This window comes from Shewanella zhangzhouensis, assembly GCF_019457615.1.
Lineage (GTDB): Bacteria > Pseudomonadota > Gammaproteobacteria > Enterobacterales > Shewanellaceae > Shewanella > Shewanella zhangzhouensis.
The window spans coordinates 4,008,743-4,035,582 of the sequence record NZ_CP080414.1 but is presented as its reverse complement, the minus strand read 5'-3'; the positions used below and the strand labels follow the sequence as shown (position 1 = coordinate 4,035,582).

Genomic DNA, 26,840 nt, shown 5'->3' with positions numbered 1-26,840 from the left:
GAAAGCGTGCAATTCAGGGAAACCAAAGCAGCAAAAGCTTAAATGCCCAATGCGTCCAGCACGGCGGCATGGTTTGCTGCTCCGGCGTTGGTGACTCGAAGAAGTCCCTTTTTCCTTGCTTGGGTTTCGACCCGGGTACTGGGGACTATGATATGACAGTCTCTGAGCCATGCAAAACTGTCTTTGGGCACCAGATTTATCAAGTTTTCCAGTACTTCACCACTGGTCACTACTATGGTGTCTATGCCGAAGGATTGCCAGCGACTGACAATGGCAGGAACATCCAATGGCGGACACGCCCGCTGATAGACCTCAAGATAGCTGACATTTGCCCCACGAAGCCGCAAACCATCTGCCATGGCTTCGCGGCCACCTTTGCCCCGGACTATGACTATGTGTTTACCGGATACATGTGCCAGAGAGGGGAGTGTGAGTAAACCTTCAGTGGCCTGGCTGTCGGCGGGTGAGCGCTCGGCCGTGATACCCTGCAAAGCCAGGGCATCGGCAGTGGCATCTCCCACTGCGTAATAGTCGGCATTTGGCCATTGGTTCTGCAGCCAGGGGGTGGCAAAACTGACCGCACTGGTGCTGATGAAGATGAGTATGTCGGCGCGGGAAAGTTCATCGACCTGCGCTTGAGTGACGGCTGCTGCCTCCACCGATAACAAGGGTTCCACCAAATAAGGTATGGCCAGCGCATCCAGCGCACTGGCCATGGCGGCGTTTTTGCCCTCAGGACGGGTGAGCAGCAGCTTCATGGTCAGTTCCGGGCGTAGACCGCATCCAGAATGGTTTTCGCGCCGCGGCTGAGCAGGTCGTCTGCCAGTTGATGACCCAGCGCAACCGCATCGGCAGTTGAGCCTGTCACAGAGCCTGTGATCACTTCGCTGCCATCGGGGTTACCCACCAAACCACGCAGTGTCAGGGTGTCGGCTTCGATTTCGGCAAAAGCACCAATCGGCACCTGACAGCCCCCTTCTAGGCGGGTATTCATGGCGCGCTCAGCAAGTACGCGCAGACGGGTTTCTTTGTGCTCCAGCGGTGCCAGCAGGGCTTTGACGCGGGTATCATCGGTGCGGCATTCAATGCCTACAGCGCCCTGACCATTGGCAGGCAGTGACTCTTTGGTACTGATAAAACCTGCGATGCGCTCGGCAAGCTTAAGGCGGATAAGGCCCGCCGCGGCGAGGATAATGGCATCGTATTCACCTGAGTCGAGTTTGGCCAAACGGGTGCCAACGTTACCGCGCAGGTCTTTGATAATCAGATCGGGGCGACGGGCGCGCAGTTGACACTGTCGACGCAGGCTGGAGGTGCCTACCACGGCGCCCTGTGGCAGCTCATCGATACTTTTGTAAGTGTTGGACACAAACGCGTCCCGTGGGTCTTCGCGTTCACAAATTACTTCAAGGCCCAGGCCTTCCGGAAAATCTACCGGCACGTCTTTCATTGAGTGAACGGCAATGTCGGCGCGGCCTTCCAGCATGGCGACTTCCAGCTCTTTCACGAACAGGCCTTTACCACCTACCTTGGCCAGTGGTGTATCCAGAATAACGTCGCCCTTGGTGCTCATGGGCAGCAGTTCCACGGTCAAATCCGGATGAATGCGCTCAAGCTCTGCTTTAACAAACTCAGCCTGCCACATGGCAAGGGGGCTTTTGCGGGTCGCGATACGAATAAGGTTTTGAGACATGCCGATTTTCCATCTTATGGTCTGCGTTAGTTGCGCCAATGCTAACATTGCCTCGGCGACTATGTAAGGAACCGCTGTCGCATCTTTGTGGTGTGAAAGGAGAAACTGTCGGTAAAAATGTGATCTCTATCGCAAATGTTTGCGTTCGCCATCCTGGGTGTTAGCATGGGATAACTTTGGGTCCAGGGAATGGTGACGCATTAAGATGATCGCGCATAGTCGGTGGTCAACATCTGCTTTGAGCTTGTCAGAACGCCTCAACAAGGTCCGACTGGCCCGGGCGCTGGCGTTGCTTTCTCCCCTCAAACGACACCTTCTTCACGCGATTCCGCTGTTGCTCCACTTTCATGGCCCCCGAATTCCCGGCTACAACGGCCATGCCACACCTTGTGGTTTGGCACGTTTTGAACCCCAGGACCCCCATTTGGAAGCCGCCAGGGTATTGTCTCTGGCACTTCCCAGTCTGCGTGCCGATTGGCCTTATGCCATCGAAGGTATTTATGCCATGGGCAGCACAGGCAGCTTCGGACAAAACCCCTTCAGCGATGTTGATGTATGGGTTATCCACGAGCCTAATTTATCCGCCGATGACATCCAGGCCCTGGCCGATAAGTTGGCGCTCTTGCATCAATGGTTTGCGGGCTTTGAGTTTGAGGTGAACTTTTATCTGGTGCATCCCTTTCAGTTTCGTGCAGACAAAAGTTATTCGGGTAACGGACGGGTAAGGCTGGGGGTGGAACACAGTGGCAGTGCACAGCACTGGCTGCTTCTGGAAGAGTTTTACCGCACCCAAATTTGCCTCGGTGGCAAGCCATTGTATTGGTGGCCCGATGCCAGGCCCGACAGTGACGGACTTTGGCTCGGGGATGTGCAAAGTTTGCCCGCCAGCGAGTATTTCAGTGCCTCCCTGTGGCAGCTCTACAAGGGGCTGGTAAAGCCCCACAAGGCGCTGCTCAAGGTGTTGCTGCTGGAGGCCTATGCCTGGCGCTACCCCAATACAGAACAATTGAGTACCAGGGTGTGGCTGCACACTACCAAGGGGGATTTTTCCACCGCCAACGATCCTTACTTCTTACTTTACGAAGCGATAGAGGAGTATTTGCTTGCGATAGAAGATCACCGTCGGCTTGAGATTGTGCGACGCTGCTTTTATCTCAAGTGCGCCGTGCGCTTGAGTCATCCTCAGCAACCCAAGGATTGGCGCTACCTGAAAATGCAGTTGTTGGTGTCGGCCTGGGAGTGGCCAGATACCCTTATCCAGACTCTGGATGACTGTGAAGATTGGCATACGGGGCAGCTGCAGTGGTTCAACGCCCAGTTGAATGAGTTGATGCTCGCGAGCTATCAGAAGCTGCTGCGCTTTGCGGCCAACTACGGCGTTAATGAGGGGCTCAGGGTCGAAGACCTGGGCATGCTCACCCGCAAGCTGCATACCTGCTTTAACGAAGACAAGCATCTGGTTTCCAAGTTGAATCCGCTCTGGAGCAGCCGCTTGCAAGAGCCGGTGTTGACTGTGATCACCAGTCAGTCTGATGGAACACATTACCTCTATCGTCAGGAGCCCCAGGCATCGGCATTAAAGGGCGAAGCGGCAGTATATGTTGCAGATAACCTTGCGTCGCTGCTGCTGTGGGCGTGTATAAACCAGGTGTGTGATGACCATACCCACTGGTTCAGTTACGGTGAGCGCAGGTTGGGCGCCCGCCTTGCTGCTACAGGTAAGCGTTTGCGTGAAGCGATAAAGGATACAGAACTTAAGGTTTCCAAGCAGGATCTCTGTCAGCCCTGGCACTACCGAAAACTGGTGTTGGTGGTCAACCTTGAGTATGACCCCACCACAGACTGGCCAGGGCAGGAAGTTCTGGTGGATATCATGAACGCCAACCTCTTCTCCCTGGGACGCAAGCAGCTCAACATGCTGGGCTCGCTGGATGTGCTGTCGTTCAACTCCTGGGGAGAGTGGCATGCACACCATTTTGAAGGCGAGCAGGCGCTGCTAAAGGCCATGACCTTTCTGGCACCTGGGATCCGCCGTGCTGCGGGCAAGCTGGACCTCAGAACTCTGGGTTGCAGCTCGCGCTTAACCTTTCAGCTTGAGTTGGCGGTACATTCCTTGCTGAAACAGGTTGCTAACCTGAGTTGTCAGGCAAGCGCCTCATCGACCCTGGTGCAGCCTCTGCGTATTGGTACCCGAAACTACGGACTGTTCTTTAATACCCTGGGCGTGGCGTACGAAGACCTTGCCGATGCGCCTTCAATTTACAAGCAGATGAGCCGTGGTCATTTGCTGTCTATCCCCAGACCCGGGTTGGGGGACGATCCGTTTGCCAGTGTGCCCGAGCTTATCCAGGACTATGCCACTGAGGATGTGATTCAATATTTCCTGCGGCCGAGAGAGGAGGGGATTGATGTTTTTATCCTCAATCACAAAAACGAAATCAGCCACTATGTGCAGCATGGCACCACGGTTGAGGCACTGGTGAGTAAAGTGAGCCAGCAACATGCCTTTGACGGGCTTTACGAGATGCACGGCCGCTTTAACCTGCCGCAGTTTTTCCAGCTGGTGAGGATGCAGGGGGAACTCAGGGCGCAGCCCGTGGGCATGGTCAGGGAAGATATGGGGGCCGAGTTTTAGCCCCCAATTGACGCAGTGTTCAGCCTACCAGCAAAGGTTCAGATTGGCCTGGCGCTTGATGGACTCTTTCAAAAACGGCATAAATTCGGCACCGCCGTTACGCTCGTCAATCCATTTACCTTCTTTAAAACCAAAGTGATAACCACCAAAGCGGGTTGCCAGCCAGATTTCGTGCAGCGGCTCCTGCTTATTGATTACAACCTTGGAATTGTCTTCGAAGGTCAGCTGTAACACACCACCGGAACTGTCGATGTCCACATCGGCGTCTTCATTGTCGATGGCGTTTTCGATGGCACTTTCAATGATATTGAACATCTCGTCGGCCAAATGGTGAAACTCTGTGTCTGTCATCGCCATGTGTGTTGATCCTTTTCAATCTTGGGCTTGAGTGCGATTATAAAGCCAAACCCGCGCCTTATGCATTGAAGTTGAGAAAAATGAGACTGTATTTATCCCTATTGCTTGTTAGCCTGCTGCTATTGGGCTGTGGCCAGAAAGGCCCGCTCTACAAGACACCGCCTGCGCCTGATAATCAGGCCCAGCAACCGGCCGCGCCAGTTGCAGCCGATACTCCCAGCACCGATGCGCGCAAACAATAAGGACCTCTATTTTGGATCATTTTCTCTATCGTGAAGAGCGGCTGTTTGCCGAAGACTGCGATGTGGCCGGTCTCGCAGCTGCACATGGCACGCCCCTGTACGTTTATTCCCGCGCCACCCTCGAGCGCCACTGGCATGCGTTCGATGGCGCTGTGGCGAGCCATCCACACCTGATTTGCTATGCGGTCAAGGCCAACTCCAACCTGGCGGTACTCAATGTGCTGGCCCGCCTTGGCAGTGGTTTCGATATCGTTTCCGGTGGTGAACTCAGCCGCGTGCTGGAAGCCGGCGGTGACCCTGCCAAGGTGGTGTTTTCCGGCGTGGGTAAAACCGTGGCGGAAATGGAGCTGGCGCTCAATACCGGCATCATGTGCTTCAATCTGGAATCCGGTGCCGAGCTTGAGCTGCTCAATGAGGTGGCGGGTCGTCTTGGCAAGGTGGCGCCTGTGTCGCTGCGGGTCAACCCAGACGTAGATGCCGGTACTCACCCTTATATTTCCACTGGCCTGAAAGAAAACAAGTTCGGTATTCCCATGGAAGAGGCCGAGGCGCTATTTGCCCGTGCTGCCGCGCTGTCCAATCTGGAAGTGAAAGGTGTGGATTGCCACATTGGTTCGCAGCTGACCGAACTTAAGCCCTTCCTCGATGCCATGGACCGCATGTTGGCACTGATTGACCGTCTGGCAGAGCAGGGCATAGTGATTGAGCACTTCGATGTGGGTGGCGGCCTTGGCGTGACCTACAACGGTGAAACCCCGCCCCATCCGGACGTGTACGCTGCCGCCATTCTCGAAAAGCTCAATGGTCGTCCGCTCAAACTGATTTTCGAGCCGGGCCGTGCCATTGCCGCCAACGCCGGTATCTTCGTTACTCAGGTGCTTTATACCAAGGACAATGGCGACAAACGTTTTGTGATTGTGGATGGCGCCATGAATGACCTTATCCGTCCTTCCCTTTACGGCGCCTGGCAGAACATCATTCCCGCGGTTAAAACCAATCAGCCGACGACCCGCTGTGATGTGGTTGGCCCTGTGTGTGAGACAGGTGATTTCCTCGGTAAAGACCGTGAACTGGCCGCTGGCAGTGGCGATCTTCTGGTGATACGCAGCGCCGGTGCCTACGGCTTTACCATGGCCTCCAACTACAACACCCGTCCCCGTGCGGCCGAGCTGATGGTCGATGGGGACAAGGCGTATGTGGTGCGCGAGCGGGAAAAACTCAGTCAGCTCTGGCAAGGAGAGCAACTCCTGCCGTAAACTGGGGAAAGTACCCGATTTTTGGGCGCCGGAGCACTGGCCCGGCGCTAAGGAAGCATAGCTTGATCCACTTCACCAAGATGCATGGTCTGGGCAACGACTTTATGGTTGTCGACGGTGTGACCCAGAACGTGTTCTTTTCGCCGGAACAAATTCGTCGTCTGGCCGACCGCAATTTCGGTATCGGTTTCGATCAGCTGTTGCTGGTTGAGCCCCCCTACGATCCGGACCTGGACTTTCACTATCGCATCTTCAACGCCGATGGCAGCGAAGTAGAGCAATGTGGTAATGGTGCCCGCTGTTTTGCCCGTTTCGTGCGCAATAAAGGGCTGACCCAAAAGCATAAAATTAAAGTCAGCACCAGTGCGGGAAAGATGACGCTGCGCCTGGAGCGCGATGGTGGTGTGACCGTGAATATGGGCGTGCCCATACTCGACCCGGCACAAATCCCCTTTAAAGCCAAAAAATTTGAAAAAACCTATCTGCTGCAGGCGGCCCAACAAACCTTTTTGTGTGGTGCAGTCTCCATGGGCAATCCCCATGTGGTACTTGACGTGGATGATATCACCCAGGCACCAGTTGCAGACGTGGGCGCCCAGCTGACACGCCACGAACGTTTCCCCAAAGGGGTGAACGTCGGCTTTATGCAGGTGGTCGCCCCAGACCATATCAAGCTCAGGGTCTACGAGCGCGGTGCGGCCGAAACCCTCGCCTGTGGCAGTGGCGCCTGCGCTGCCGCCGTGGTGGGGCAGCTTCAGGGGAAGTTGGGTAGCCGTGTCCGGGTAGACTTACCCGGTGGCAGCCTGACCATCAACTGGGAAGGCGAGGGCAAACCCCTGTGGATGACAGGCCCGGCACAGCAGGTATACGACGGACAAATCCAGTTATGACAGATCCAAACCACAGGACAGAAGCGCCCTTTGATGAACAGATAATCCGCGAGTATCTGCTCGATAACCCTGATTTTTTTGGTCGTTATCCTGAGCTCTTGCTGGCGATGCGCATGTCTCACAATGAGCGAGGCACAGTATCGCTCCTTGAGCGCCGTCAGGAAATGCTCAGAAGTCGGGTGGCCCAGCTTGAGGAAGAAATCACGGCCCTGATGACCCAGGCCCGCAGAAACGAAAAAATTTTTCGTTTCAACAATGACTTGCAGTTCAAGTTGCTGGAAAGCGAAGATCTGGGGGATGTTCGCCAGACCCTATCCCAGGCGCTGATAGGCGAGTTCGGTTTTACCCACGTCAGGCTTATCACTGTGCATGATGTGGACAGTGAACTGTCGGCCATCTGGAGTAACCGTCTCGCCCGTGGGCACTATTTCGGCCGTCTCACCGCCAGTGAGTCACGGCGTTTGTTTGGTTCTGAGGTGGGCTCAGTGGCACTGACCCGACTGTCAGAACATTGTGGTCAGGTGGTATTTGCCATCGCCAGCCAGGATCCGGCCCATTTTCATCCCGAGATGGACAACTTGCTGCTGGATCAGCTGCGGCGGATTCTGGACCATCTGCTGCCAAGGTTGTAACCATGGCTGACCAAGCCGATTGGCTGGCACGTTTTACCCGTTATCTCGCCACCGAGCGGCAACTGTCGCCCATGACGGTACGTAATTATCGCTTTGAACTGGAGCGCGCCGATGCGCTGCTGGGGCAACGAAGCTGGCAGCAGTTGAGTCGCCAGGACCTCAGTGGTCTGATGGCGCGGCTGCATCGCCAGGGGTTGTCGCCGCGTTCCTTGTCGCTCACCGCGTCGGCGCTGAAGCAGTATGGGCATTTTTTATTGAAAGAAGGCCTGATAGACACCAACCCGGCCGCTACCCTGAGTGCGCCGAAACAGCCCAAAACCTTGCCGAAAAACCTCGACCCTGACTCGGTCAATCACCTGCTGGACATTCCCCCTGAAGATGGTCTTGCGCTGCGTGACAGAGCCATCATGGAGCTCTTTTACTCCTGTGGCCTGCGTCTGGCCGAACTGGCCGCTCTGGATATGAAGGACCTCGACCGCGAGAGCCGGGAAGTGCGAGTGATAGGTAAAGGCAGCAAGGAGCGGATTTTGCCTGTGGGCAGCGTGGCCCTGAGTGCCATTGCCGACTGGCTGAAGGTAAGGGCACAGATGCCCTGCCAGGACGATGCACTCTTTGTCTCTACCCGGGGCAGCAGGCTTTCCCATCGCAGCATTCAGGCGCGTATGGAAAAATGGGCGCAAATACAGGGGCTCAGCGTTGGGGTGCATCCACACAAACTCAGGCATTCCTTTGCGACACACATGCTGGAGTCCAGTGGCGATCTGCGGGCCGTGCAGGAATTGTTGGGGCACGCCAACCTCGCCACTACCCAAATCTACACCAGCCTCGATTTTCAGCATCTGGCCAAGGTGTACGATGGTGCTCACCCCAGAGCCCGTAAAAAGGGGGACTGATGCAGATATTCCGTCGTCTGAAGCCCATTGCTGCCATCAGTTTTGATCTGGACGATACCCTGTACGACAACCGGCCCGTGATCATGGCGGCGGAGCTTGCACAGCAGATGTATCTGGCCCGCCATTATCCTGTGACCAAAGCCTGGGGACGGGACGAATGGCGTCATCACAAGCTCAGGGTTTTGGTTCATCATCCCATGCTGGCCCACGACCCAACAGCACTGAGACTTCTGACCCTGCATTCAGGTCTGCTCTATTTCGGCTTACCTGAAGCAGAAGCCACAATGGCCGCCCGTGCCGTGATGGATGAATTTATCAGGGCCCGCAGCCATTTTCGGGTACCAGAAAGCTCGTTGCAGCTGCTGGCAAAACTCGGGCAAAAATACCCGCTGATAGGGCTTACCAATGGCAATGTTGACCCGGTGCGTATAGGTCTGGGAGACCGGCTGGCGTTTGTGCTCGCCGCAGGCAGTGGTGTGCGTATGAAGCCTGTGGACGATTTGTTCCGGATGGGCTGCAATCGCCTTGGCATAGCGTCTGAGCAGCTGCTCCATGTAGGGGACAGCCACAGCGCCGACGTGGTGGGCGCACTCAAGGCAGGGTGCCAGGCGGTGCTGCTCAATCCTGCCCATGGGGGATTAGAACCCGGCCCCCTCGCATCGCCTTTGCCTCACCTGCAAATTCAGAAGCTGGATGCTTTGCTGGCTCTGCTGTAAATCGCGAAGCACTAAAGCGATCCCCGATACAAATTCCATCTGAATTTATCATTTCCTTAACATTGCTGACCTGTTAGCCTATAACTTCCTCAAAGGAAAGGGGAAAGTATATGTTCAGGCCAAAAGTCATTTTTTCATTGGTAATTGTCATCTTAACCATGGTGGCATGGCCTGCTGCTGCCCACGATATTTACGCCAACGAAGGATTTTTGTCCGGTGTGATCCATCCCTTCCTCGGTCTCGATCATCTGTTAACCATTTTTGCTGCCAGCCTCATAGGCATGCAGCTGGGCGGAAAGGCGCAGGTGTCTGTGCCACTTGCCTTTTTACTGTTTTTTATCTTTGGTGACATCATTGGTTTACTGCGGGTGCCCATGCCCTGGGTTGAGCCGGGCATAGCGCTGTCGGGGATCCTTTTGGGCCTGGCTTTGCTGATGGGGCGCGAAGTACCTTTATCCTTTGCCCAGGCCTTGGTGGGGATTTTTGCCCTGTTCCATGGTCACGCCCATGGCGCTGAAATTCCCATGGGGGCCAATCCCGTGTGGTACACCCTGGGGATCAGCATGGGTACGGTGGCGATTATGTTGTTTGGGGGCGCCGTAGCCTGGTATCTGAGCCTGATAGAAACGCCCAAACCCTTGCTGCGTGGGCTTGGAGGGATCATCACCTCCCTCGGGCTGCTGCTGTGGTTGTTTTAAGGCCGATTGTCTGTTGACGCCTATTGTTCCGGCGGGCACAGGCGGCGCTGCTTTTTAAGCAGCTGGCTGACCTGACGCCGACTGGCGCGCATATCCGACGAATCCACCCTGAAAAAGGTACCCGTGTAGGGATCCGGTCCGAGGAAGACGGGCTTTTGATGGGCGGTGGCCTCGGGAACATGCAGGCGAATAAGTTTTTTGCCTGCAAGCTCAATAATTTGAACGTCAGTCGCTGACAACACATTGCATGACACCCGGCGCGGGTCTTTCAGAATGCGCCAGATGTCCTCCAGCATGGGCAGTGGATTGGCTATACCCTCGATAGTGAAGTCGCCCTGGGACTCCCGCACCCCCAAAATAATCTCGCCGCCAAGGGTGTTGGCGAAGGCGCTGTAGCTCTCCCACATGCCTTCAGGCAGCTGCCCCTGGCCATCGCGTCCCGCAGCGAGCTTAAATTCCACCTGTACCGACTCACGCAGATGCTGAATGTCATCGAGGGCAAACTGGGTCATGGGCTGTCCTTGAACTGCACTTTTCCCTGATATAACACGGGTTTTATCCAATGACCAGTGACCCTCAGCTCCGTCCCGGTTTCACCGGCTTAAAACATTCCTTATCGAGACCGTACTTTTTCATCCTCAAATACAATTTCTTACGGGGCACGTTGAGGTAGTCTGCTGCCTCCGACACCCGGCCAGAGAACAGAAACAGCGCATCTTCTATCAGGCGCTTTTCATAGTCGTCCACCAGTTCATCCAATGGGCCTTTTACAGAAGGCGCCGCCGCAATTCGCTGCACATTGGCCAGTTTGACTATCCCCACCGCATAGAGCTCGGCCACGTTGCGAAGTTCCCGCACGTTGCCCGGCCAGCTGTGCTGCTTTAGGTTGTCCAGGTAGCGATTTTCAACAGCGGGCATCTTACGGGACAGGCGGCGGCAGCTTTCTTTCAAAAAGGCCATAAACAGCGGCACTATATCGCTTGGTCGCTCGCACAGGGCCGGCAGCCGCAGCCTGACCTGGGAGAAATAATAAAAGCATTCGGGAGTGAGGGTTTGCTCCTGTACCAGGGTTTCGGGCTGACTTTCCAGAATGGCGATGGTGCGTACATCCTTGTTGCCCCTGCGTTCCTGATCCAGCAGAAAGCTTGCCAGCCAACGCTGGCTGTCGGTGGGCAGATGCTCAAGCTCCCTCAGGATAAGGGTGCCGCCACGGCTCGCGTCCACCGCCTGTTGCAGTTTCTCCGGACTTTCCACCAGAGCGCATTCCAGCTGTTGCAGCGGGCCATCGCAACGTGGGCCGAGTTTATGCAGCAAGGCCGCCAGGGTATTGCGGCCAACCCCACGGGGGCCTTCCAGCATCACGTCTCTGTCGGTTAAGGCGAGTTGTCCCAGCTGTTCCCGCAGATCGTTGATTTGCGCGCTGCTGCCAAGGAGTTGACCGGCCAGTGAGTCCTGAATGTTCTGCCGCTGGCCAATCAATTGATGGCGCTGGGTGGCGGCCTTTTTGACCAGGGCAAGAAAGGTCGGTGGGTCGAGGGGCTTTTCGATAAAGTCGGCGGCGCCCTGTTTTACGGCCTTCACCGCCAGTGGAATATCGGCGTGCCCCGTAATCATGATGACAGGGATCTGTGGGTCGATATGGTGCACGGCTGCCAGTAAATCCAGCCCATGCATGGCGGGCATATAGATGTCGCTCACGACCACACCGTCCCAGTCGCGACTTAATACTTCCAGTGCCTTCTGCGGTGAATTGGTTGCCCGCACCTGGTAGCCGGATAAGTTAAACAACTGGCGGCAGGCGTCCAGTACGTCTTCATCGTCGTCGATAAGCAGCAGATTAGGCTTGGGTTTAAGTAGATGGGACATTTGGAAACTCCAACAGCATCAGGGTATTGCCTTCCATAGTGCAGGCAAGACGGATATCGCCTTCCTGGCGCTCCATCAGGGTTCGGCAAATCGACAGCCCGAGGCCCAGCCCCACTTCTTTGGTGGTGACAAAAGGCGAAAACAGCTTTTGCAGCACGGCCTCGGGGAAACCCTGGCCACTGTCCTGCATCGCAATCAGGGTGCTGCCGGGCTGCGGCAGTTGTTCTATCAGGATGTATCTTTGCTCGCAGCTTGCAATGGCATCGAGGGCATTGACCAAGAGGTTAATCAGTACCTGTTCTATCTCCACCGGATCGCCAATCACACAGAGGTTGTTATCGAGGCGGCTCTCTACCCGCACGTTCTCACGTTTTATCCGGGGGGCGAGCAGCAGCAGGGCATTATCGGCTATGGTGCCCAGTGAAACGGCTTCCCTTACCCGGGTTTGCGGGCTCTTGCGGGCAAATTCCTTCAAGGCGCCCACAATACGGTGCATTCGCTGACTGAGCTGGCCGATGCGTTCAAGATTATCGGTAAGCAGGGAAGTATCGCCCTGCTCCGCGGCGATACGGCTGGTGTAAAGGAAGGTGGAAATGGCCGAAAGCGGCTGATTGAGCTCATGGGCCATGCTGGTCATGGCCTGGCCCAGCACCGCCATTTTGGCGGCCTGAATGAGTTCATCCTGGGCCCGCAGCAGGTCGTTCTGGGCCTGGGTGCGGCGCTCAACTTCCTGTTCAAGCTGCTGATTCTTGTCTTTCAGATCCCGGGTGCGCTCGGCAACCCGCTCAGACAGCTCGCGGGTATTCAGCTCCTGACGTGTCATGTCGGTGATGGTGATAATGGTCTTAAGCTCACCCGCCTGCTCATAGCGGCGAAAATCGAAGTGCCAGAAGGCCCGCTGATCATCGTCGCCCAGCTCCAGCAGGCAATGGCTCTGACCGAGCCCCTGTAAGCTACTGCCGGGAGCAAACTGATCTGCCAGTTGCTGGGCTGCCGCAGGGGGAAAGGCCTGCCACAGCAATGATTGCTCAGGTTCATTTCCCAGGGGTAACAGCTCTCTGGCAGTGGGATTGACCGATTCTATGGTGCCGTCCATCAGGCAGGTTATGAGACAGGCCTGGGTGTTGTTAATCAGGTTGAGTGCATTGGTTTTGTCCATCAGTTGCCGCTGGGCGCGAAACTGCAGCAACTGCTCGCCAAGGCGGCCAATTTCATCGCTGCCACGCACGCTAAGAGGGCTCGACAGGTCGTTGCTGCACACCTTGGCCAAATCCTCGCTGAGCAGATTCAGGCGGCCAATGAGGCGCCGTGAAATCAGGCCGGTCAGTACAAAGGTACTTAGAATAAGTGCACCTGTGAGGATAAGCAGTAGCCAGGCCTTGCCCTGGCTTACCTGACGGTTGGTGGCTTGCACCAATGACTCCAGATTGGTGTTGGCCTGAGCCACTGCGGTCACGACCTGAGCATGATAGGGCTGGATAAGCTCATTGATTTTGGGTTGCAGCGCTTTGATTTGACGCTGGTTTTCCACGTCTTCGCCAAGCAGCCGATGCAGGGCACCGCCGGGTTTCACCAGCTCAACCAGTTCCTGCAATATCTGGCGGTGGCTCACAGTCGATGGATAGGCCGCAAGCTGGGTGGTGAGCAGTTTCAGCTCGTCGATTTGAAAACCAATAAACGAGAAGGCGTGCTCCAGCTCCCTTTGATGACGCTGGTTGATAATCTCGGCGCTGAGCTGATGAATTTCGTTTTCTTTCAGGGCGATATTTTGCAGTGCCGAAAACTCCTGCAGCACTGAGTTGATGGTGGTGGCCGAGGTGCGGTTGCCAAGCTGTGCGCTTAAGTGCCAGGCCACCTCCTGCAGCAGCGGCGTCATTTCATCGGTTAAATCCTGATGCAGTCGCGCCAGCTGTTTTTGCTGCGACGAAAGATGCTGTGCCAGGGTGAGTTGATTGCGCAGCAGCTGATTCTGGTTATGGATTAATGTCTCAAGCTCGGCGAAACGGGCCTGTTGCAGTGCCCGCTCATCGTCGCTGTGCAGGTTAACAAGGTAAGCATTCTCAAGCTCACCCATGGCCTCGGATACCTGCCGCTCGAGGGTAAGCAGGGTGATTTCGTCCTCGGCGCCGGGCAGTTGTCCCAACAGCTGCAATAGCCTGTTGCTGGCGCGCTCAAGCTTGTAGGTGGCATTAATCGTGGGCACGCTTTCACTGATGATGCTGCTGACACGGGCACTGAGCCTATCCCACATCAGCAGGCTGGTGAGGCCGACCAACAGTGTCAGCCCCAGCATGGCCGAAAAGGCAATAAAGAGTCGCCTGCCGAGGGGCGAGTGGGACTTGGACATCAGGGGTACTCCAGGGTGCGAACCAGGGCCATGGCCTGCTCCAGTTGCTGTGCCACCTGCATGCGCCAATCCTGCATGGTGCGCTCCATTTGCGCAGAGGGTTGCTGCTCGTAGTCGGCGAACACCGCCTGTAAGTCGGGGGACATGGCTTCGGCCTCGCTGATGGGCACCTGGCTGGCCAGGGTCATTGCCCGGTGCAGTACCTCATGGTTTTTCGGGGTATTTTTCATGGCACCCTGGGCCTTGATAATGGCAAGCCAGGTGTAGCGAAGCTTGGGCAGCTGCTGGGCGATGGCCTGCTCAAACAACGCCTTAATCACGTTGTTGCGTAAAAACAGCTGCTGCTTTTCGATAACAAAGGCAGTGCTGTTGGCGAGCTTGTCATCGTTTAAGGGCGTTTTGGCAAATTCGGGCTCGGTGAGAATCGCCTGCCCCTCGGGTGACAGCAAAAAGCTTAAAAACTGCCGGGCTTTGGTGGCGTGTTCAGCCTTGGCGGTGAGGCCGCAGTAGGTGGGCAGAATCACGGTATCGGGTAAATAGCTAAAGCCCACATAATCAAAATGACTGCGGGCCACACTGGCGTAGTTATCTATCACGGGCCCTGCGCCCACCAGACCGCGGCTGATGGCATCGCTGACCCCGAAGCTGCGGGCAGACAGTGAGGCGAGATTGCCTCCTATGCGCATCAAAAGTCCCCATCCCGCGTTCCATCCTTCTGATTGCAATATGTTTTCTACCATCATGTGGGTGGTGCCGGAATGGCTGGGAGAACTCATCATCACATGGCCGTTAAATCCGGGCTGGGCCAGGTCCTGCCAGCTCTTGGGCTGAGGAAGCCCGTGTTTATTCAGGTAGTCACGGTTGAACATCAGCCCAATGCCCGAGTAGGCCACCGGCAGCACATAGTCGGAAGCCGGCAGGCTGTGGCGTTTCAGCCAGGCAGGGGCTGCGGGCAGCTCCCCTAAGGGGGCCAGCAGCCTTTGTTGATGCAGGGTTTGAAACAGCGTCGGCGAGGAGGACACCACCAGATCGATGCGGGGTTGATTCTCGTCTGTCAGCAACCGGATGGCAGGCAGGGTGCGGCGGTAAATCACCCGCACCTCGCACTGCTCTTTGGCAGAGAATTTGTCCACCAATCCTTTAAAGGGCAGCTCAGAGAAAGAGGTGAGGATCACCAGGCAATTGTCTTTCGCCTGGCCGGTATTCGGCCAGCCAAGCCAGAGCATCAAGAGTAGGGCGAGCAGGGATTTTTGTGTCATGGCTCAAAACTTTTTAATTAATTTTTAACGTTTTTTACAACCCGCTGAGTCGGTTATGACTCAAGGTTGGCCTATTTTCCAACAATCTGTCTTCAAGGGTGAGTGTAGCCATTCCAATTTTGACCCGGAAATTCTGCCTTTTGAGTTAATTCTGACTCAGTTTGCTGCTTTTGTGCCCGGTAATTGTGCCTGAAAAGATGCTGGCGAGTCGGGAGCCGGATCCCGGCGAACGAGCAACTTAAACGTGGGAGGAAGGCAGATGCTGGACTTTTTCAAAACGCGGCCGGATCAGCCCCTGATTGAAGGGACACCGGAAAAAATCCGCTCTATTTATAAGAAATATCAATGGCAGGTGTTCTTGGGACTGGTGCTGGGTTATGCCATGTTCTACGTCGCCCGCATGAGTTTGAACGTCGCAAAAAAACCTATGCTGGATGCCGGCATTGTGACCCTGGATGAACTGGGGATCATAGGCTCGGCATTCTTCTTAACCTATGCCGTGGGTAAGTTCTCCAACGGCTTCCTGTCGGACTATGCCAACATCGGCCGCTTTATGTCGGTGTCGCTGGGTCTGTCGGCCATCACCTGTTTGCTGATGGGGATGAACACCGCCACCTTCTTCTTCATCCTCTTGTGGGCGATGAATGGCTGGTTCCAGTCGGTGGGCAGTGCGCCTTCGTGCGTGTCGATATTCCAGTGGTTCTCGCCAAAACAGCGGGGCTCTGTGTACTCCATCTGGGGTGGCTCGCGCAACATCGGTGAAGGTATCACCTGGATCCTGACCGCCACCGTAGTGAGCTTCTTCGGCTGGAGAGCAGGCTTCGTTGGTGCCGGTATTGCCACCTTTGCCGCCGCCATCGCCATGTACTTTGTGCTCAAAGACAGACCGCAAACCTATGGTCTGCCAGAGCCAGCCGTGGCCTATGGCGAAGATGCCGAGATCAAAAAGAAGGTCGATCCCAAGGAAATCCGCCGCGCCCAGCTGTTTATCCTTAAGCAGCCTACCGTGTGGCTCATCGCCCTTGCCTGTGCGGCCATGTATATCTCCCGCTATGCCATGAGCTCCTGGGCCGTGCTGTACCTGCAGGAGTCCAAGGGCTACAGCCTGATTGATGCGGGCTTTGCCATGTCGGCTTACCCCATCGCCGGTTTCGCCGGGGCCATTCTGGCCGGGATCATTTCTGACAAGCTGTTTAACGCCAACCGCCATATCCCAACCCTGCTGTACGGTCTGGCCAACATTGCCGGTCTGTGCCTGATGTTCTGGGGCCCACAGAGCCGGGTAGTGGATGCCGTTGCCCTGGGTCTGATTGGTTACGCCATCGGTGGTCTGGTGGTGTTCCTGGCTGGTCTCACCGCCTGTGACCTGATGCCCAAGACAGCCGTTGGCGCGGTGAAAGGCTTTATCGGCCTGTGTTCCTACATTGCCGCCTCTGCCCAGGAAATCGTGTCTGCCTCGCTTATCAAAATTAACGAAGTAGACGGTGTGAAGCACTACGACTTTGCCACCGCCCAGTACTTCTGGCTGGCCGCCGCTGTGGTGTCCATGTTACTCGCCTTGAGCGTGTGGAATGCCAAGAAGGTAGTGGATTACTGATAACGGCCGGGCCACCTGCGGGTGGCCCCAAGCAAACCAATCGCGTAAGGAATTTCATTATGAACAAAGCACTTATTGCACTGGCACTGCTTGCTCCCGGCAGCGCCGCACTGGCCGCCGATGCAGACTTTTATGGCCGTATCAACCTGTCGGTAACCGACTCGGACCTTGGCGTGGCCGCCCAAAATGGCAAGGCTGGTACCGTGCTGGAAAACAACTCCTCCCGTATCGGGGTAAAAGGCAGCGAAGCCATAGGCGAAGGGCTGGAGGTGTTTTACAAGCTGGAGTTTGGGGTGGATAACTTTGATAACTCAGGCAAAACCTTCAAAGCCCGTAACACCTACATAGGGGTGAAAACCGACTTCGGTGCCCTGACCTTTGGCCGCAACGACAGCGTATTCAAAACCGCCGAAGGCAAGGTAGATATCTTCGGCACCAGCAATTCGGATATTGACCGGCTGTTGCCGGGACAGGGCCGCTTTGGCGACAGCCTCACCTATCAGTCCCCCAAGTTGGCAGGGCTGGTACAGCTTAACGGCACTTATCTTTTGAGCGACAACTATGGCGCCGATGAGGCAGCCTACGCGGTTTCGGCCACTGCCGGTGACGCTTCCCTCAAGAAGCAGCCCTGGTATCTGGCCCTTGCCTACAACAGCGGTATCGACAATATCGATGCCAGCCGCGCTGTAACCCAGGTGAAGCTGGGCGAATGGACACTGGGCGGTATTTTCCAGCAGAGCGAGCATCAGGATCCGGCGTTTGCCGCCCTCGATGGCAACAGCTGGTTTGTGAACCTCGCCTGGGATCTGGGTAAGACCCGGCTCAAGCTGGAGTACGGCCAGGACGATGCCGGACTTGGCAAATATGTGTCGCGCTTTATCAAGTCGCAAACCAACGGCAAGCTCAGTGATGTCAGCGAGGTGGATTTGAGTCAGCTCAGCGTCGGCGCCAACTACAAGCTTGCCAAGAGCACCCAGCTCTATGGTCATTACACCCGCTTCGATGGCGACCTGCTGCTTGGCGGCGTGAATGTCTCCCTCGATGACGACCTTTTCACCCTGGGGGTTCGCTACGACTTTTAACCCCTGATTGTTTCCACTGTAACAGCTATCTCAAGCGGGCATTGGCTCGTGATTGCTCCTTCACCCTGGGCAATGGTCGTCGGGCGCCTCTTCACCGACGGCCACTTTTTCACTCGCTTTCTGTTTGGTCTGGGCTGATTTCAGGCCTCTGCCGTGACAAGCCCCGCCGCTTTGGTTAAGGTTGGCGAACTCTTCATACACTTGCGCCGACATGTCACTCCCCGAATTACCCAACATCCGCATCGGTATGGCCATGTGGTCCCACCCCGGTTGGAAAACCCTGTTTCCCGGTATGGATGCCGAAGCGCGGCTGGCCGCTTACGGCCGGGTATTTGGCACAGTGGAAGGCAACACCAGCTTTTATGCCCTGCCATCGGCGCAGCAGGTGAACATTTGGCAAAGGGCCACGCCGGAAGATTTTCGTTTTACCTTCAAACTGCCAAGACGCATCACCCACGAGCTTTCACTGCGGGATTGTCGTGAGGAAGTGTTGCAGTTTTTTCAGCTGTTTGAGCCCTTGATGGCCAAAACCGGCGTGTGGAAAATCCAGTTGCCGGCCCGTTTCGGCCCAGAATCTTTACCTGTGCTGACACAGTTTCTGTCATTGCTGCCCGAGGGGGTTGGTCTGGGCGTTGAGGTGCGCCACAGGGCGTTTTTCGCCAAGGGCGAGGCCGAGCGCGACTTCAATCGCCTGCTGATGGACAAGGGCATCAATCGCATCATCATGGATACCCGGCCCGTATTCGCCCTGCCAGCCATCAACGAGGCGATAACCGATGCCCACCAGAAAAAACCGCGGGTGCCTGTGCATCCCCTTGCCACGGGGGCCAACCCGGTGGTGCGCTTTATCGCCCAGCCCCATACCCCTGCCGCATGGGGGCCGGGTGGCAAGCCTGCCGACCTTGACTGCGCAAACAATCAGGCCTTCTTTGCCCCCTGGCTAGGCAAACTCGCCGACTGGTTGGCCGAAGGTCGCTCCCCCTATCTCTTTATTCATACTCCGGACAACAGTGATGCCCCACTGCTTGCCAGCGAACTGGTGGCACAACTTGCCGCGCATCTGCAGGCCTTACACCCCGGGCTGACCTTGCCCTCGGTGATGCTGGAGAGTGCCGAATCTGACGGTGGCCAATTTGGCCTGGGACTCCAGTAATAAAGTCCGGCCTGACCGTGTTTCCTGCATTATATTTGTTACAGGGCTCAACAGGTTGGACCTTAAGAGCTCTGACCCGGACCGTCGGGGAACTCAGTGTTTCTGGGGGTAATAATGAAAAAGATCATCATCATGGCTATGGCAATGGGCGCATTGTCTGCCTGCACCATCAAGCAGCATGTCGACCCCATCAATCTCGATACACAGGCCGCTATCTGCATTGTGGAAAATCCGGATGTGCGGGAAGGATTTTTGCTGGAAATGGAAAAGGTGCTGCGGGAGAAGCAAATCAATTATCGGGTGGTAAAAGAGCTGGACGCACGGGATGGCTGCGAATGGACGGCCACCTACACGGCCAGCTGGGCATGGGACCTGGCACTGTATCTGGTTTACGCCGAAATCAAAGTCTTCCATGAGGGCAAATTGGATGGTGAGGCCATCTATGATGCCCGCATGGGTGGCGCCAATATGGGTAAGTTTATCGACGCCGAACCTAAAATCCGCGAACTGGTTGAGCAGCTTCTTGCCCGGAAGCAGTCAGCCGTTACCTTGGTCGCCCCCAGACAAGTAGCGCCCTGAGGTAGCTGTTTAGCTTGTGAAGCTCACCCCTGGGTGAGCTTCAGTGTTTTTGGAAACAGCAGATTATTTTCCAGATGAATATGGCGGTGCAGATCCGCTTCAAACTCAGCCAAGGTGTGGTAGCAAATGCGCCATGTGGTACAGGCATGGGGTGGCGGAGTGAAATTCCCGGTTAGCTCCCGCAGTTTTTTCAACACGTTGCCCGCGTCTTCATGCTCATACTCCATGGCCCTGACCGGATTGCCAATATGACCGAAACAGCCATTGACCTGTTCACCGGCGGCGAGGGCGCGAATGGCGGGGAAGAGAATTTGCTCTTCTTTGAGCAGATGGGGCATCAGGTCGTCCACCAGGGCCCTTATCCAACCAGCCAAGGGTTTGATTTCTCCGTGGGTTTCACCGTGGGCACGAACCATTTTGGCGGCATACTCCAGCAGCAAGGGCGCCTTTTCCCTCACATAGGTGTGATGGGTTGATTCAATATAATCAATGAGTTCGGGCAGGGACAGTTTGTCCAGTTGGTCATCGGCCGCGCCAGAGGCTGCGTTTTGTAACAGTGCCTGCATCACCTCGGAAGGGTCAGCATCGGCCCTGTCGCAGGCTTCTTTGAGTGGGCGGCCGCCGCCACAGCAAAAGTCGATGCCAAAGCGGGAAAACACATGGGCACGCCTGTAGTCCTGCGCCACCAATTCGCCAACCGAACATTCGAGTAAAGCCTGTGAATACATAATGCGCTCCTTTAGCTGCAATCTGCATGCATGTTAAGAACGCACACTGACGGCGGCAATATAAGCTTGAGTATTTTGCTGGGTTAATCACAGCATCAGGGCCAATTTATGCCTAAAGGAGTAGCGTTGGAGCGGTTCAGGGACACTCGGAATACGATTCCAGCGCCAGAAAGCGAGAAAGCGAAGTGAGAGCGCTAGAAAGGAAGACAGAGAGAATGTGTGAGTGAGTGTGCGTGAGTGAGTATGCGCGTCTGTAACCGAGCCTGGCAGGGCGCTGCGGATGACCTCTCAGGTTCGCCGGGCCCCTGTCGGCCAGTGTGCAGCCGCACAGGGGAATCACCCGGTGGAGACCTTGTCGATTGTTGCAGCTGGCTTAGCGTGAAGACACCTGGATATAGACAATCTCGTCGCTGTTTGGGCTTGCGGCAGCAGAGAGATCTTTAATGGTGACGTTTTCTATTACCCGGTTTTGCTCCCTCGAATGGGAAGCCAGGTAGTCATACGCCTTGTCGGCGCCATAGCTATAGGCAAACTGGGCAATGCTCTTGTCGTTGCAGCGAATACTGTTGGCATGGTAGCGGGCGCTGGAATTGGACTCAGCTATTTGCATCCGCAGCTTGGTCAGCTTATTGCTGCCTGCGGCGACGCACATCAGGGTTTCAGGGCTGTTGTCGGCGGCGATAAAGCGGTATTCGGTGGCGCTTGCTGTGGCGGTTAATCCCAGCAGTAATGCGGGTATCAATATGATGCGAGCTTTCATAGTCTGTTCCTTCAATGATGACCTATCAAGTTCCTGGCCTGGAGGGCGCAGTAGGGCTTGCCGGTGAGTGCCAGCCCAGAGCGGCGTCCCATGGCAAATTCACTGTAGGAACTTCCGCCGGGAAAAGCTGTAACCGCTTGTAGGAGACTTGTATCCGAATGGAAATTCTGTATGGCTGAATGTCGCTGAGTAAGCGGATGTGTCTGATAATGTCGTCGGAAACAGATTTAACATCTGCAAGGGGGCAGCGGGTCGCGGGCGATTGCTGCCCGGCACCTGTGGATTGGGCGTCAGTCTGTCAATGGTTCCCGGCCAGCGGGGACTGGCCCGGGCTGTGGCAGGGTTAAATCGACCCTGCGCCACTTCAGGGCCTGATTATCTGGGTCGTTGGCCTCGAGCCAGGCCTTGGTCTGGTCGCACAGCAACGCACGTTCGGCATGGAAAAACGCAAGCCCCTGCAAGTCGTCCCTGTTGGTGTCGGTCAGGCGCCACCTCAGCATCTGCCTGGTGGTTTGGCCCCATTGGGGATGAAGGCTGGTGTAGGGGGCAAGATCGCCCGTGAGGGTTGCCATCCAGTTGCCGGCGCGGGTGTACAGCTTAAGCTCGCAGCTCTTGGGTGAGAATCGCCACTGGCCGCTGCGGGACTTTTTCTCCTGATAATCAAACGGCGAGGCGGGGTAAGCATCGGGGGCGGTATTATCGCCCATTTCGGTGGCCAGCCTGGGTGAGTATTCCTGGGTTAGGTAAAAGCGCCTGTCGCTGGGCACTTCTGAGGTCACGCCGCCGGTCACCGGAAACTCCATGGACAACATCAGTTGCCAGCGGTTGGGCAGGGTGGGGGTGTATAAGCTGGCCACAAAACTGACCTTGGCCGAAACAAAGCGATCGCTTATCTCGGGATAATGATTGTCGTTGGGGGCAAAGCGATAACCGCAGCCTCCTAGACCCAGTGCAAGCAGTCCGGTGGCAACCAAGGAGACGGCGCTGATTGTTCTCAAAAGTGGGCGGTGGGTAAAAGCGGTCAAAAACGGCCTGGCAGCTCGGAACATTGAAACATCCTTATTCAATGGATTGGCGGGCATGTGTATTATGCCCGCCGGTATGCGCCGCTTATCTTATTGAATAATAGAGGTGAATACCAACCTATGGTCCGGGCATTGTGACCCGGGTATCGGCTGAATGCCCTGCTGCCGGATTAGAAGCGATAAGTTGCAGTTAACTCCAGTGAGCGACCGGCCCCCGCCAACTGGGCAAATCCTTCGTCCTTGTTGTTGCGGTAGTCGGCCACGCTGACGCCACCCAAAGGCAGCTGATAGTAGTGGTCGAGGAGGTTATTCAGCGCCAGTGTTAAGGTCAGTGACTGCCAACTCACGCGACTTTCCAGGTTCAGCAGTGAATAGCTGTTGGTGGTATTTTCCAGGCGGCGGCTGTCTACCTCGTCTTTGGTGGTCACCCACTGCCACTCTAGCGCTGTTTGCCAGTCACCCAGACGATGGGCCAGCGCCAGGCGGGTTTCCAGGGGCTTGATTTGGTATAAGGGCTCACTGCCGTCTTTGCGCTCCCCCCTCAGGGCAGTGGCTTCGGCCTCGATGCTCCAGCGGCCGCTCTGGCCTTCACTCAGCCGGTAGTCGGCGCTCAGGTTGGCGCCATACAACCTGGCATCCAGATTGGTGAACTGCAGCAGGTTACGGGCGCCATCGGCGCCGCCACGGGTGAAGCTGCCAATCACCTCCACATCGATATAGTCCTGAATGTCGCTGTACCAGGTGGAGGCACCGAATTGCATATCCTCCCCTGCATAGCTGTAGGCCAGGCTTAGGGTGTGGGCGGTTTCGGGACGCAGATTGATGTCGCCCACATAGCCATTGCCATCACCAAACCAGCCCACCATGGTGCTGGCCATTACGCCCCGGCCCCAGCTGTAGCGCTCGTACAGGTTGGGCGTACGGTTTTTCCGGGCCAGCCCCAGCTCCAGTTGCCAGTTTTCACCACCCTGATAACGGGCCAGCACTGTGGCATCGAGCAGCGCATCCGACTGCTTGCGGTAGCTGCTGTTAAAGGCGGATGCCGCCGCGGCATCGGCATTGGGCATGCCCATTACCGGCATCTGGTTGTAGGGCTGCACCTCACCCGTATTGGTGGTCACATATTCAAATCGTACGCCGGATGATAACCACCAACGGGGGCTGAGGTTATGCTGCCACTCGCCATACAGGGCGGCGCGGCGACGTTGACCATCGTGAATGTTCACATAATCCATGGGACCCATCATCATGGAGCCGGGCACCGCAGGCCAGGTATCGTCGAGGCGCTGGTTAAAAAACTCATGGCCCCAGAGCCAAACATCGCCGTCACTCTCCGGCAGGCGCCAGGCCAGTTGATAACTGTAGTCGCTGCCTTCGGTTTCCATGGGCATTTTGCCCGGCTTCTCATCGGTGAAAAAGCCCATCTTGTGCTGCACCAGATGCCAGTTGAGCTGGGCACTGAACTCGCCCTCGTTGGCCAGCCTGCGGTCGTAATTCAGCTGTGCCCCATAGCCCTTGTTATCAGTCATATCCATGTATTGGTTGGCAAAGCCTTCGAAGGGGATGTACTGATGGGTCAGCTTGAGCGACAGGGTTTGGCCTTCATCCTGCCAGGCCGCGAGCCAGCTGTGGTTTTGGGCGCGGAACAGGGTATCTGTGACCTTGTTGCCATGGCCGTCCCGGTAGCTTTTGGCATCTTCAAAGGCGCCGCGGTACTCGAAGCTCAGGTGTTTGCTGCTCGCCGAGGCGCTGGCACCATAGGTTTGGCTGTGACTGACACTGCGCCACCCGGCCGACAGCGAGCCCTGATCCCATTGCAGCGACTCAGACTGGCCAAAGCGGGGCACCAGGCTGCTGACCTTAATCACGCCGGCAATATTGTCGCCCCCCAGGCTCACCGGTGACACGCCCGCCACCACGCTGACACTGCGGATTTGACTGGCCGACACATACGACAGGGGCGGGTTCATCTGGTTGGCGCAGGCTGCCGACACCTCGGCACCATCTACCAGGATCTTGATGCGATCGCCCATCATGCCATTCAATACCGGCAGCGCGGCCATTCCGCCGGCGGCAGAAAAGTCCACCCCCTGCTTACCAAGGAGACGCTCGGCGCTGCCGAGTTGCTGATGGTCTCCGGGCCTTTGGCCTTCGACCTCGAGGTGTTCGATATCGGATAAGGGGGCCTGAGTCGCCAGGGAAATAGCGGGGAATGCGCCGACGGTGACGGACAGAGCGATAAAGAGTTTATTTTTAAGAAACAAAGCATTGTGCATTGAGTAGGCCTCGCTGTTGCTGTTGTTTTGGCATGGGCTAAAAGCGCGGCCATTATAGGCGGCAACCTTTGTGACCAAGGTGTGGCAAATTGTCGCAGTAACAGTGAAGGCTGAATTAGCAGGCCGATGTTGGCGGGTGGCCACCTAAAAATGTTGGCGGGTGGCCGCCCAGAAACATAAGGCCGCAACATCAGGGCCATAAAAAAGCCCGACGCCTTATGGGCAGCCGGGCTGGGAACAAAGGGCTAAGCCCTGGGCTTATTTTTCGCTGACCTGATACAGGGTCACGCTGCCGCTGACTTCATTACCCACCACCAACAGCGGCTGGCCGCTTGGACTGTCGTCGGCGCTGATGAACTTGATGCTCTCGGGGCCTAAATCACCTGCATTGGGCACCTCGGTACAGTCCATGCCTTCGCTGCTGTCGCAGGGGTTGGCAAGTTCGTCATCCAGTTCAAAGCTCACATCAAAGTTGCGGTTGTTGTAGTGGGCCACAAACGCAGCCTGAAAGGGATTACTGATGTCATATACAAAGAGATCGCCCGAGCGTTCCTGGCCGATAAAGGCGTAGGTGCGGCCATTGATGGTGCCCACGTCTATGGCTTCCGGCTCGCCGCCCTTGTCGTCGGAGCGGTCGTCACCCTTGTTTTCGCTGTGGGAGCTGTTGGCATTGTTGCCAAGGACGGCGGCGGCAATGCGGCCAAAGTCGTCACCGGAGTCAAATACCTGATTGAGCTGGGCATCCCAGATGGAGAAGGAACGACCACCGTAGGCATACAGGCGCTCGACTATGCCGTCCTGGTCTTCATCCAGCAGCGCCGAGGTTACCTTGAGCCTGCCGAGGCCGTTTTTACCACCGCTGACATCATAGAGATTTTGCAGTTCGGCAGAGAGCTGCAGATTAAACTCGTCGGGGTCGACCACGTCGGCCACGCGGATATCTTCTGAGTAGGCATTCCAATCGCGGGAGTCACCCTCGTTGGCGCTGACAATAAAGGTGGCACCATTCCAGCTGTAGGTGGCAATGGTGTCGGGTTGATACATGCCGTACACCCCGGGGGCGTGTTGCAGCTGGATAACCTCATCCTTGTTGGTAAAGTCCAGGCGGTATTGGCTCCAGTCCTTAACACCCAGCGCCTTAACCTCCACCGTCATGGCCTCGAGATCCACTATGCCGATGGCGTTGTTTTCCTGCAGCGACACCCAGGCAGTCTTGCTGTCGGCGGCAACGCTGATGTACTCGGGCTCTATGTCCTGCGCCGCCGTGGTGCCATCCGGCCCGGCAAATTTCACGCCGGATGCCTTGAGCAGCGCCATGCGCTTGGCGTCGGTGTCGTAATCGGTGGCCTTGATAAGCTTGCTGGAAAAGCGCATATCGGTGCCAAAGTTGATGTGCTGCGCCATATCCGCCGGCTGGTTATCGCCGAGGGCAATCACACTGATGCTGCCTTCGGGATCGGCAAGATAATCGGTATCCGGCTCGCCTTCGTTGGCGACCAATACCCTGGTGCCATCGGGGGTAAAGGTCAGCATGTCCGGCAGGGCACCAGCGGCAACGGCCTTCACAAAGGTGGCTGAGCCATTGCTGTCGAGCTGGTAAAAGAGCACGGCGCCGGTGGCGGTTTTCACGGCGTTTTCCACCGCCAGTGCCAGCCAATCACCCTGAATGGCGAGGGAGTTGGCCACCCCAAGGGTGAGTTCGGTTTCGCTGTCGTCGGCGTTTTTCACCTTGACCGACGCCGGGAAGCTCATGGGAGTGGAGGTTAAACTGTTGTCCGAAACCGGATTTGCCACGGCGGCGGTAGGCAACCCCGCCAGACTGATAACCTCGATATGGTTGCTGGCGGCATTGATGGCAAAGACTTTGGCCGATGCCTTGTGAAACTGCACTATCTCGGCGGCAGATTTACCGTAGATGCCACTGGCAAAACGGCCCACCACCTGAATGTCGAGCTCACGCACCGCGTCCTGACCCGGTTGACCTTCCGGCCCGGAAATTCCCGGTGCGCCCGGCTCACCCTTGGCGCCATCGTCGCCATCGGTAGAGCAGCCTGCCAAGAGTGAAGCCAGCGCCAGTGCCAGCAGCGAATATCTGAGTGTCATCCTGTTTTCCCCTTTCCATCAATGTTTGTCATAAATGACAAGATGAAACCCAC

Annotated in this window: 25 protein-coding genes; 12 read left to right on the top strand and 13 right to left on the bottom strand. The window is 56.3% G+C overall.

Going from position 1 to position 26,840, the window contains the following annotated elements:
- Positions 1–38: 38 nt before the first annotated feature.
- Both K0H63_RS17805 and hemC read right to left on the bottom strand, forming a co-directional pair.
- A complete protein-coding gene (locus K0H63_RS17805) occupies positions 39–758 on the bottom strand; it encodes a uroporphyrinogen-III synthase (RefSeq protein WP_220065832.1) in 720 nt (239 codons plus the stop codon).
- Between the two features lie 2 nt (positions 759–760).
- Positions 761–1,693: a hydroxymethylbilane synthase gene (hemC, locus tag K0H63_RS17800; protein ID WP_220065831.1), complete on the bottom strand. Its 933-nt coding sequence runs from the start codon at positions 1,691–1,693 to the stop codon at positions 761–763.
- A 205-nt stretch (positions 1,694–1,898) separates the two neighbouring features.
- Between hemC and K0H63_RS17795 the strand changes: the two genes are divergently transcribed.
- Positions 1,899–4,328, top strand: a complete 2,430-nt coding sequence (locus tag K0H63_RS17795; RefSeq protein WP_220065830.1) for a class I adenylate cyclase — start codon at positions 1,899–1,901, stop codon at positions 4,326–4,328.
- A gap of 24 nt (positions 4,329–4,352) precedes the next feature.
- On the opposite strand, the gene cyaY is transcribed toward K0H63_RS17795, so the two are convergent.
- On the bottom strand, positions 4,353–4,685 hold the full coding sequence (cyaY, locus tag K0H63_RS17790; RefSeq protein ID WP_220065829.1) for an iron donor protein CyaY: 333 nt from the start codon (positions 4,683–4,685) through the stop codon (positions 4,353–4,355).
- Between the two features lie 80 nt (positions 4,686–4,765).
- On the opposite strand from cyaY, the gene lptM reads away from it, so the two are divergent.
- The 7 genes from lptM to K0H63_RS17755 all read left to right on the top strand — a co-directional run bounded on the left by lptM (position 4,766) and on the right by K0H63_RS17755 (position 10,012).
- Complete coding sequence (gene lptM, locus K0H63_RS17785) at positions 4,766–4,927, top strand: LPS translocon maturation chaperone LptM (protein WP_086015277.1); 162 nt, start codon at positions 4,766–4,768, stop codon at positions 4,925–4,927.
- Between the two features lie 11 nt (positions 4,928–4,938).
- Positions 4,939–6,183, top strand: a complete 1,245-nt coding sequence (lysA, locus tag K0H63_RS17780) for a diaminopimelate decarboxylase (protein WP_220065828.1) — start codon at positions 4,939–4,941, stop codon at positions 6,181–6,183.
- A 62-nt stretch (positions 6,184–6,245) separates the two neighbouring features.
- Positions 6,246–7,073 carry a diaminopimelate epimerase gene (gene dapF, locus K0H63_RS17775; RefSeq protein ID WP_220065827.1) on the top strand — a complete coding sequence of 276 codons (828 nt, stop codon included), beginning with the start codon at positions 6,246–6,248 and terminating at the stop codon, positions 7,071–7,073.
- A complete protein-coding gene (locus K0H63_RS17770; protein ID WP_220065826.1) occupies positions 7,070–7,705 on the top strand; it encodes a DUF484 family protein in 636 nt (211 codons plus the stop codon). The genes dapF and K0H63_RS17770 overlap by 4 nt, the downstream gene beginning before the upstream one ends.
- 2 nt (positions 7,706–7,707) lie before the next feature.
- The gene (xerC, locus tag K0H63_RS17765) at positions 7,708–8,598 is read left to right on the top strand and encodes a tyrosine recombinase XerC (RefSeq protein ID WP_220065825.1); all 891 of its coding nucleotides are present in this window, start codon (positions 7,708–7,710) and stop codon (positions 8,596–8,598) included.
- Positions 8,598–9,314, top strand: coding sequence for an HAD-IA family hydrolase (locus tag K0H63_RS17760; protein ID WP_220065824.1), 717 nt, complete (start codon positions 8,598–8,600; stop codon positions 9,312–9,314). The genes xerC and K0H63_RS17760 overlap by 1 nt, the downstream gene beginning before the upstream one ends.
- Positions 9,315–9,424: 110 nt before the next feature.
- On the top strand, positions 9,425–10,012 hold the full coding sequence (locus tag K0H63_RS17755) for a HupE/UreJ family protein (RefSeq protein WP_220065823.1): 588 nt from the start codon (positions 9,425–9,427) through the stop codon (positions 10,010–10,012).
- A 20-nt stretch (positions 10,013–10,032) separates the two neighbouring features.
- Here the strand turns inward: K0H63_RS17755 and K0H63_RS17750 are convergent, their stop codons facing one another.
- The 4 genes from K0H63_RS17750 to K0H63_RS17735 form a co-directional block, all read right to left on the bottom strand.
- Positions 10,033–10,524 carry an AlbA family DNA-binding domain-containing protein gene (locus K0H63_RS17750; protein ID WP_220065822.1) on the bottom strand — a complete coding sequence of 164 codons (492 nt, stop codon included), beginning with the start codon at positions 10,522–10,524 and terminating at the stop codon, positions 10,033–10,035.
- Between the two features lie 64 nt (positions 10,525–10,588).
- A complete protein-coding gene (locus K0H63_RS17745) occupies positions 10,589–11,878 on the bottom strand; it encodes a sigma-54-dependent transcriptional regulator (RefSeq protein WP_220065821.1) in 1,290 nt (429 codons plus the stop codon).
- Complete coding sequence (locus K0H63_RS17740; RefSeq protein ID WP_220065820.1) at positions 11,862–14,225, bottom strand: ATP-binding protein; 2,364 nt, start codon at positions 14,223–14,225, stop codon at positions 11,862–11,864. The genes K0H63_RS17745 and K0H63_RS17740 overlap by 17 nt, the downstream gene beginning before the upstream one ends.
- The gene (locus K0H63_RS17735; RefSeq protein ID WP_220065819.1) at positions 14,225–15,484 is read right to left on the bottom strand and encodes an ABC transporter substrate-binding protein; all 1,260 of its coding nucleotides are present in this window, start codon (positions 15,482–15,484) and stop codon (positions 14,225–14,227) included. Before K0H63_RS17735 ends, K0H63_RS17740 begins: the two co-directional genes overlap by 1 nt.
- 259 nt (positions 15,485–15,743) lie before the next feature.
- Here K0H63_RS17735 and K0H63_RS17730 point away from each other — a divergent pair, with 259 nt between their 5' ends.
- Both K0H63_RS17730 and K0H63_RS17725 read left to right on the top strand, forming a co-directional pair.
- Positions 15,744–17,081 carry an MFS transporter gene (locus tag K0H63_RS17730; RefSeq protein WP_220065818.1) on the top strand — a complete coding sequence of 446 codons (1,338 nt, stop codon included), beginning with the start codon at positions 15,744–15,746 and terminating at the stop codon, positions 17,079–17,081.
- A 59-nt stretch (positions 17,082–17,140) separates the two neighbouring features.
- Positions 17,141–18,163 carry a porin gene (locus K0H63_RS17725; RefSeq protein ID WP_220065817.1) on the top strand — a complete coding sequence of 341 codons (1,023 nt, stop codon included), beginning with the start codon at positions 17,141–17,143 and terminating at the stop codon, positions 18,161–18,163.
- Positions 18,164–18,223: 60 nt separating this feature from the next.
- On the opposite strand, the gene K0H63_RS17720 is transcribed toward K0H63_RS17725, so the two are convergent.
- Positions 18,224–18,376, bottom strand: a complete 153-nt coding sequence (locus tag K0H63_RS17720) for a hypothetical protein (RefSeq protein ID WP_220065816.1) — start codon at positions 18,374–18,376, stop codon at positions 18,224–18,226.
- On the opposite strand from K0H63_RS17720, the gene K0H63_RS17715 reads away from it, so the two are divergent.
- Positions 18,375–19,316, top strand: coding sequence for a DUF72 domain-containing protein (locus tag K0H63_RS17715; RefSeq protein WP_220065815.1), 942 nt, complete (start codon positions 18,375–18,377; stop codon positions 19,314–19,316). The genes K0H63_RS17720 and K0H63_RS17715 overlap by 2 nt on opposite strands.
- Positions 19,317–19,430: 114 nt before the next feature.
- Positions 19,431–19,895: an Sbal_3080 family lipoprotein gene (locus K0H63_RS17710; RefSeq protein WP_220065814.1), complete on the top strand. Its 465-nt coding sequence runs from the start codon at positions 19,431–19,433 to the stop codon at positions 19,893–19,895.
- A gap of 23 nt (positions 19,896–19,918) precedes the next feature.
- On the opposite strand, the gene ric is transcribed toward K0H63_RS17710, so the two are convergent.
- From ric to K0H63_RS17685, 5 genes are all read right to left on the bottom strand, one after another.
- Entirely contained in the window at positions 19,919–20,623 is a 705-nt protein-coding gene (gene ric, locus K0H63_RS17705) for an iron-sulfur cluster repair di-iron protein (RefSeq protein WP_220065813.1), read from the bottom strand.
- A gap of 373 nt (positions 20,624–20,996) precedes the next feature.
- Positions 20,997–21,383 (bottom strand): DUF3718 domain-containing protein, encoded by a 387-nt coding sequence (locus K0H63_RS17700; protein ID WP_220065812.1) that lies wholly within the window; start codon positions 21,381–21,383, stop codon positions 20,997–20,999.
- 290 nt (positions 21,384–21,673) lie between these two features.
- Positions 21,674–22,432 (bottom strand): hypothetical protein, encoded by a 759-nt coding sequence (locus K0H63_RS17695; RefSeq protein ID WP_220065811.1) that lies wholly within the window; start codon positions 22,430–22,432, stop codon positions 21,674–21,676.
- A 146-nt stretch (positions 22,433–22,578) separates the two neighbouring features.
- A complete protein-coding gene (locus tag K0H63_RS17690) occupies positions 22,579–24,684 on the bottom strand; it encodes a TonB-dependent receptor plug domain-containing protein (protein WP_220065810.1) in 2,106 nt (701 codons plus the stop codon).
- Positions 24,685–24,942: 258 nt separating this feature from the next.
- Entirely contained in the window at positions 24,943–26,787 is a 1,845-nt protein-coding gene (locus K0H63_RS17685; RefSeq protein WP_220065809.1) for a choice-of-anchor I family protein, read from the bottom strand.
- Positions 26,788–26,840 lie beyond the last annotated feature (53 nt).